Source organism: Streptomyces sp. NPDC056160, from assembly GCF_042268205.1.
GTDB lineage: Bacteria > Actinomycetota > Actinomycetes > Streptomycetales > Streptomycetaceae > Streptomyces.
On the sequence record NZ_JBHJUW010000245.1, the window covers coordinates 1 to 6,937 of the forward strand.

At 72.8% G+C, this 6,937-nt stretch carries 5 protein-coding genes and 3 pseudogenes; 4 read left to right on the forward strand and 4 right to left on the reverse strand.

All coding sequences use genetic code 11. The annotated features are described in order from the left end of the window. Nucleotides 1–33: 33 nt before the first annotated feature. Complete coding sequence (locus tag ACFC02_RS40845; RefSeq protein ID WP_376367818.1) at nt 34–1,563, reverse strand: aldehyde dehydrogenase (NADP(+)); 1,530 nt, start codon at nt 1,561–1,563, stop codon at nt 34–36. A gap of 190 nt (nt 1,564–1,753) precedes the next feature. Here ACFC02_RS40845 and ACFC02_RS40850 point away from each other — a divergent pair, with 190 nt between their 5' ends. The 4 genes and pseudogenes from ACFC02_RS40850 (at nt 1,754) to ACFC02_RS40865 (ending at nt 4,934) form a co-directional block, all read left to right on the forward strand. Next, a complete protein-coding gene (locus tag ACFC02_RS40850; protein ID WP_376367820.1) occupies nt 1,754–2,527 on the forward strand; it encodes an IclR family transcriptional regulator in 774 nt (257 codons plus the stop codon). Nucleotides 2,528–2,530: 3 nt separating this feature from the next. Further along, nucleotides 2,531–3,001, forward strand: coding sequence for a GNAT family N-acetyltransferase (locus ACFC02_RS40855; protein WP_376367822.1), 471 nt, complete (start codon nt 2,531–2,533; stop codon nt 2,999–3,001). A gap of 223 nt (nt 3,002–3,224) precedes the next feature. Beyond that, nucleotides 3,225–3,413: pseudogene (locus tag ACFC02_RS40860) on the forward strand (response regulator transcription factor); the annotation flags it as partial. A gap of 72 nt (nt 3,414–3,485) precedes the next feature. Then, entirely contained in the window at nt 3,486–4,934 is a 1,449-nt protein-coding gene (locus ACFC02_RS40865) for a peptidoglycan D,D-transpeptidase FtsI family protein (RefSeq protein ID WP_376367824.1), read from the forward strand. Nucleotides 4,935–4,987: 53 nt separating this feature from the next. Here ACFC02_RS40865 and ACFC02_RS40870 read toward each other — a convergent pair whose 3' ends face one another. The 3 genes and pseudogenes from ACFC02_RS40870 to ACFC02_RS40880 all read right to left on the reverse strand — a co-directional run. Then, nucleotides 4,988–5,788: an HAD family acid phosphatase gene (locus ACFC02_RS40870; protein WP_376367826.1), complete on the reverse strand. Its 801-nt coding sequence runs from the start codon at nt 5,786–5,788 to the stop codon at nt 4,988–4,990. A 146-nt stretch (nt 5,789–5,934) separates the two neighbouring features. Next, nucleotides 5,935–6,660: pseudogene (locus ACFC02_RS40875) on the reverse strand (pectinesterase family protein); the annotation flags it as partial. Next, nucleotides 6,656–6,835, reverse strand: a pseudogene (locus ACFC02_RS40880) (sugar ABC transporter permease); the annotation flags it as partial. The pseudogenes ACFC02_RS40875 and ACFC02_RS40880, both read right to left, overlap by 5 nt. Nucleotides 6,836–6,937 lie beyond the last annotated feature (102 nt).

The window sequence follows — 6,937 nt, forward strand, 5'->3', positions numbered from 1 at the left end:
CGCCGCGGGGCCGCCGGGAGGCGCGCCCCGCCGTCAGCGTTCCAGGCGGCCGTCGTAGCGGCGCGGCAGGCCGAGCGGGTTGTCGTCGCGCAGTTCCGGCGGCAGCAGGGCCTCGGGGGCGTTCTGGTACGCCACCGGCCGCATCCACCGTTCGACGGCGGTGCCGCCCACGGAGGTGGACGTGGAGGTGGTCGCGGGGTAGGGGCCGCCGTGGTGCTGTGCCGGGGCCACGGCGACGCCGGTGGGCCAGCCGTCGACGAGGACGCGCCCGGCCAGCGGGGTGAGTTCGGCGAGGAGTTCGGCTCCGCGTCCCTCGCCGGCCGCCTCCCGGGCGGAGAGGTGGACCGTGGCGGTGAGGTTGCCGGGCAGGCGGGACAGGACGGCCGTGGCCTCGCTCTCGCCGGTGTAGCGGGCCACCACGGTGACGGGTCCGAAGCACTCCTCCAGGAGGAGGTCGTGGGCGCCGTCCGCGGTCAGCTTCCCGGCCGGGACGGTCAGGAAACCGGCGCTCACCGTGTGCTCGCCGCCCGCGCCGGGGGCCAGGGGCGACTCCACGTCGGGCAGGGCGGTGCGTTCGGCCACGCCGGCGAGGAAGTTGTCACGCATGCGGTGGTCGAGCAGGACGCCCTCGCCGGTGCCGCCGACGGCGTCCGTCAGGGACTTCACCAGGCGGTCGCCGGCCGCGCCCGCCGGGACGAGCACCAGGCCGGGCTTGACGCAGAACTGCCCGACGCCCAGGGTCATCGACCCGGCCAGACCGGCCCCGATGGCCTCGGCCCGCTCGCCGGCCGCCGCCTCGGTGACGAGGACGGGGTTGAGGGAGCCCAGCTCGCCGTGGAAGGGGATCGGCACCGGGCGTGCCGCGGCGGCGTCGAACAGGGCCCGGCCGCCGCGCACGGAGCCGGTGAAGCCCGCGGCGGCGACCAGCGGGTGCCCGATCAGCTCGGTGCCGGACCGGAAACCGTGGACCAGGCCGAGTACGCCCGCGGGGATGCCGTGCTCGGCGGCGGCGCCGCGCAGCACCTCGGCGACCTGCTCGGACAGGGCCGGGTGGTCGGGGTGGGCCTTGACGACGACCGGGCAGCCCGCGCCGAGCGCGCTCGCGGTGTCACCGCCGGCGACGGAGAAGGCGAAGGGGAAGTTGGAGGCGGAGTAGACGGCGACCACCCCGAGGGGCACCTTGTAGCGGCGCAGGTCGGGGATGGGCGGGGTCGCGCTGTCGTCGGGGTGGTCGATGATCACGTCGAGGAAGGCGCCCTCGTCGACGATGCCGGCGAAGGCCCGCAGCTGGTAGCAGGTGCGGGCGAGTTCTCCGGTGAGCCGGGCCGGGCCGAGCGCGGACTCGGCGTCGGCGGTCTCCACGAGCCGGTCCCGGGCCGCCTCCAGGCGGTCGGCGGCGGTGCGCAGGAAGGCCGCGCGGACGGCGCGGTCGGCGAGCGCGCCGCGCGCGTCGTGCGCGGCGCGGACGGCGGCGTCCACGTCCTGGGCCGTGGCCTCCACCGCAACCTGTTCGCGCTGCTTCCCGGTACGGGGATCGACACTCCAGACTGGTGCTGCTGCCACCGCGGTTCCCTCCACATGTCTTGCCGCTCTTGCTGCTCTTGTGCTGTTCCCGCGGTTCCTGCCGCGGTACGTGGGCCGTATGCGGACCATACGCAGGTCATCCACCGAAGTCGTTCGATATACTGAACGCTGTCTCTGATGATGAATGCACCAGGAGACTATTTCTCGTCGAACGAAGGGGTCAAGGGCGATGTCGGCAGGCGAGACAGGCGGCGGGGCACAGGTCAAGTCCGCGGTGCGGACCGTGGAATTGCTGGAGTACTTCGCCGGCCGGCCCGGAATGCACTCCCTGGCCGCCGTCCAGGAGGCCGTCGGCTACCCGAAGTCCAGCCTGTACATGCTGCTGCGCACCCTCGTCGAACTGGGCTGGGTGGAGACCGACGCGACCGGCACGCGGTACGGCATCGGGGTGCGCGCGCTGCTGGTCGGCACCTCCTACATCGACGGCGACGAGGTGGTCGCGGCGGCCCGGCCCACGCTGGACCGGCTCTCCGACGACACCACCGAGACGATCCACCTCGCGCGCCTGGACGGCACCAACGTCGTCTACCTCGCCACCCGGCAGTCGCAGCACTACCTGCGCCCGTTCACCCGGGTCGGGCGCCGCCTGCCCGCCCACTCCACCTCGCTGGGCAAGGCCCTGCTGAGCACGTACACCGACGAGCAGGTCCGCAAGATGCTCCCCGAGGCGCTGCCCGCGCTGACCGAGCACACCATCACCGACCGCGAGAAGCTCATCGAGGAGCTGCACCGGATCCGCGAGCAGGGTTTCGCCGTGGACCGCGAGGAGAACACGCTGGGTCTGCGCTGCTTCGGCGTGGCGATCCCGTACCGCACCCCGGCCCGGGACGCGATCAGCTGCTCGATCCCGGTGGCGCGTCTGACGCCCGCGCACGAACAGATGGTGAAGGATGCCCTCTTCGACGCCCGTGACCGTCTGACGCTCGCCACCCGGAGGCTCTGAGCCATGCACGTCGCGCTCCGCGAAATCCACGACAGCGACCTGCCGGTGTTCTTCCGGCAGCTGAACGACCCGGAGTCGCTGCGGATGGCCGCCTTCACGCCGAAGGACCCGGCCGACCGCGACGCCTTCGACGCCCACTGGCTGAGACTGCGCTCCTCCGAGGTCGTGCTGCGCACGATCCTGGCGGACGGGGACGTGGTCGGCAGCGCGGCGGTGTACGGCGAACCCGGCGAGCGGGAGGTCACGTACTGGGTGGACCGCGCGTACTGGGGCCGGGGCATCGCGACGGCGGCCCTGCGCGCCCTGCTGACCGTGGTCCCCGAACGACCGCTGTACGCACGCGCGGCGGCGGACAACACGGGGTCCCGCCGGGTCCTGGAGAAGTGCGGCTTCCAGCAGACCACGACGGCCCGCGGGTACGCGCAGGCGCGCGGGGAGGAGATCGACGAGGTGGTGCTGACCCTGCGGGGGTGAACCGGGTCCGGGAGTCCGGGCGTTCGGGCCCCCGCGGCGGCGGCCTGGCCGGGCGGGGCGGGGTCCGTACGGAGGAGGCGGCCCTCCCCCGTGCGGCGGAGGTGGATCGTCGGCAGGTGGGAGGCGGGTCGGGCGGCGGACCGCCGCTCGCGGCTCACCGGCCGGGAGGGCGAGGTGCTGCGGCTGATGGCGGCCGGGAGGGCGAGGTGCTGCGGCTGATGGCGGCCGGGAGGGCGAGGTGCTGCGGCTGATGGCGGCCGGGCTGACCGACGCGGAGATCGCCCGGCGCATGGAGGTCGGCCCCGCCACGGTGAAGTCGCACGTGGCGGCCGTGCCGGCCAGGACCGGCGCCCGGGACCGGACCCAGGCGGCCATCGCCGCGTACGAGGCGGGGTTCATGAACATGCGATGAGAAAACAGCGGAACAGGAACGATTCGGTCCGTTCCGTTCGTCGTCCTCACCGGGATGACTGGGATGAACGGGATGAACAAGACGATCAGGCGGTCCGCCGTCTTCACGCTGCTGCTCGTGATCGCCCTGCTGGCCAGAGCGACATGGGTGCAGTTCTACGACGGCCAGGCCCTCGCGGACGACAAGGACAACCGGCGCCGGGCGATCGAGACGTACGCCCAGCCGCTGGGGAACATCATCGTGGGCGGCAGCGCGGTCACCGGCTCCGCGCGGACCACGAGCGGTGACCTCGCGTACAAGCGGACCTACGAGGACGGCGAGCTGTACTCGGCCGTCACCGGCTACAGCTCGCAGGTCTACGGCGCGACCCAGTTGGAGGGCGTCTACCAGGACCTGCTGGACGGGTCCGACAGCCGGCTGAGGTCGCCGCTGGACACCGTCACCGGCAAGCGGGCCACGCCCGGGGACGTGATCACCACCATCGACCCGGCCGTGCAGAAGGCCGGTTACAAGGCGCTCGGCGACAAGAAGGGCGCCGCCGTGGCGATCGACCCGGCCACGGGGAAGATCCTCGCGGTGGTCTCCACGCCGTCGTACGACCCGACGGCGCTCAGCGCCGGTGACGGCGCCGCCTGGAAGAAGCTCACCGAGGACCCCGACAAGCCGATGACGAACCGGGCACTGCGCCAGCCGCTGCCGCCGGGCTCGACGTTCAAGCTGGTCGTCGCGTCGGCGGCACTGGAGGACGGACTGTACGCGTCGGTGGACGTGAAGACCGACAGCCCGGACCCCTACCGGCTGCCGGGCACCACCCGCGACCTGGCCAACGAGAACCCCTCGGCGCCCTGCGAGAACGCCACGATCCGCACCGCGCTGCAGTACTCCTGCAACAACGTCTTCGCGAAGATGGCCGTCGACCTCGGCCAGGACAAGGTGCGGGCGATGGCGGAGAAGTTCGGTTTCGACGACACGTCGCAGGACGTGCCCGTGCGGGCCTACACGAGCGTGTACCCGTCCGGGATGGACAAGTCCCAGACCGCGCTGACCGGCATCGGCCAGTACGACGTGACCGCGACCCCGCTGCAGATGGCCATGGTGTCGGCGGCCATAGCCCACGGCGGCACCCTCGTCTCCCCGCACATGGTGTCGCGCACCACGGACGGCAACGGCGACGTGTTGCAGAACTACGACGACCCGGACAGCAAGCGGATCGTCAGCGCCACCACGGCCGCCCAGCTCCGCTCGGCGATGCGGACGGTGGTCGAGCAGGGCACCGGCACGAACGCGCGGATCGACGGCGTGACGGTGGGCGGCAAGACGGGCACGGCGCAGCACGGCGAGAACAACAGCCAGGTGCCCTACGCCTGGTTCACCTCCTACGGCACGTCGGACGCCACCGGCAGGCAGGTGGCGGTCTCGGTGGTCGTGGAGCAGTCGGACGCGGCCCGCTCGGAGGTCAGCGGCAACGGTCTGGCGGCGCCGGTGGCCCGCGCCATGATGGCGGCGGCGCTGCGGGACTGACGGCCGGGCGGGATGCGCACGGGGGCGCCGCGGCGGGCGCCCCCTGACTCCTGCTAGCCGACGAAGTAGGTCGGGTTGGGCAGCTTGTAGGTCCGGTCGGCGTACCCGCCCTCGAGGTCGGAGTACTGGTCGCCGAAGTTGGCGACGATGTCGTACCCGAGGCTCTCGATGTGCTTGCGGGTGCCGGACTTGAACTGCACGGTGGTGCACTTCCAGGCGCCGGGCGCGGCGCAGCCGCTCAGGTACGCGGGCGGGTTGGCCGCGTCCTTGAGGAACATGTGGCCGGCGTCGAGGTTCACGTCGGCGCCGACCTTCTTCAGGTTCTGCACGGCGGCGGAGCGCTGGGCCTCGCTCAGGCCGGAGTTGTAGAAGACGGCGACGCCCTTCTTCGCGGCGTAGCGCACCAGCTCGGGGCTGCCGAAGACCTCCGGCCGGTCGGCCTTGTCGACGTAGGCGGCCCAGGTGGTGCCGTTGTAGCCGTAGTTGTTCTTCTTCTCGTAGTCCAGGCTGAGCAGCAGCGTGTCGTCGATGTCGAACACGACGGCCGGCTTCTTCCCCCGGTGCCCGTGCTGCGCCGCCCGCGCCGCCTTGTCGATCTGCCGCCTGGCCGCGGCGTCGATCCGCGCCAGGTCCTTCGCGTACGGGCTGTCCGCCGACGCCTGGTAGACGCCGTCGGCGTCCGGCGTCGTGCCGTAGTAGGTGTCGATGTCCTTGGTGAGCTGCCCGATGTTGTACGGCTCATGGGTGGAGTTGACGGTGGACTGCCCGGCGGTGGCGGCACCGGCGCCGTAGAGGACGCCGCCGGTGAGGGCGCAGGTGGCGGCGATCGCCGCGAGACGCAGTGGCTTATTCATGACAGGTTTCTACGCGCGTCACCCCCGCGGGCGCGAGCCTCGTTGCCCGATCGATATCTACCGGCGCCCGATCGGCGGACGGGCGGCCGGGGCTCGACGGACGCGGGTCCGCGCCGGCCGGCCCGCCGTCAGGAGCGGTGCCAGGGCGCCCAGGGGTCCGAGCTGGGGACCCAGGGGCGGGCCGGTGCGCAGGACGCGTTAGGGGCCTCGCCGGTGACGCGGCTGCCCGTGACGAGGTAGCCGTGCGGGTTGGCGGACGCCGTGGAGGGGGCGAGGACGAAGCCGTAGGGCGCGGTCGTGAGGTCCGTACGGTTCAGGGTGCGGAACTCGCACCCCTCGAACACGGCCGTCGCGCGACCGAAGACGAAGTCCGCGTCGCCCTCGACGTGACAGTGCGCGTAGTACTGGCGGGCGAAGGCCGGCAGGGCCGTGGTGCCGGCGTACAGCGTGTCCTGGTGGCCCAGGAAGCGGCATCCGAAGAACGCCGAGCGGTCGCCCTGGACCTTGATCGCCACCGCCTGGGTGCCCGCGGTCTCCGGGTGGTCGGCGCGCAGCCAGTCGTCGGCGAAGGTGATCCTGTGGGCGGTGGAGCCGTCGGCCCCGACGGTCGTCGTGGCCGAGCCGGAGGTGCCGTAGGCGCCCGAGCCGTCGGGCTTCGGCGTGCCGGCCGCGTTGTCGTACCCGATCACCACGCCGCGGGCGTCCTCGCCGGCGCCGAGCCAGGTCAGCTCCGTGCGGTCGGCGGGGACGGTGACCGTCTCCCGGTAGGTGCCGGGGGCCAGGACCAGGGTCCAGCCCGCGCCGGTCGTGGCGTCCACCGCCGCCTGGACGGTGGTGAAGTCGCCCCGGCCGCGCGGGTCGACGTGGGAGGTAGCGGCTGATGCCGGTCTGGGAGTTGTAGAGCAGCACCCAGATCGCGGAGGTGAGCACGCCGGAGACGGCCCACGGGGAGAACACCAGCGCCCGGCCGAGCGAGCGGCCCACGAAGGTCTGGTCGACGATCAGGGCGACGGCGAGTCCGGACAGGAGCTGGCGTCCGACCTCGACCCTGCGCGGGGTGGCGGAGGCCCGGCGCCGCCGGGGTGGCGCCGGGCCACCCCCACCGCGGCGGCGTGGGGCCAGGATGTTTTACGGTAGCAGTGGGGCGGA

Bases quoted from the DNA above. Each gene is read 5' to 3' on its own strand.
- ACFC02_RS40850 (WP_376367820.1), top strand. From the start codon at position 1,754: ATGTCGGCAGGCGAGACAGGCGGCGGGGCACAGGTCAAGTCCGCGGTG.
- ACFC02_RS40855 (WP_376367822.1), top strand. From the start codon at position 2,531: ATGCACGTCGCGCTCCGCGAAATCCACGACAGCGACCTGCCGGTGTTC.
- ACFC02_RS40865 (WP_376367824.1), top strand. From the start codon at position 3,486: ATGAACAAGACGATCAGGCGGTCCGCCGTCTTCACGCTGCTGCTCGTG.
- ACFC02_RS40870 (WP_376367826.1), bottom strand. From the start codon at position 5,788: ATGAATAAGCCACTGCGTCTCGCGGCGATCGCCGCCACCTGCGCCCTC.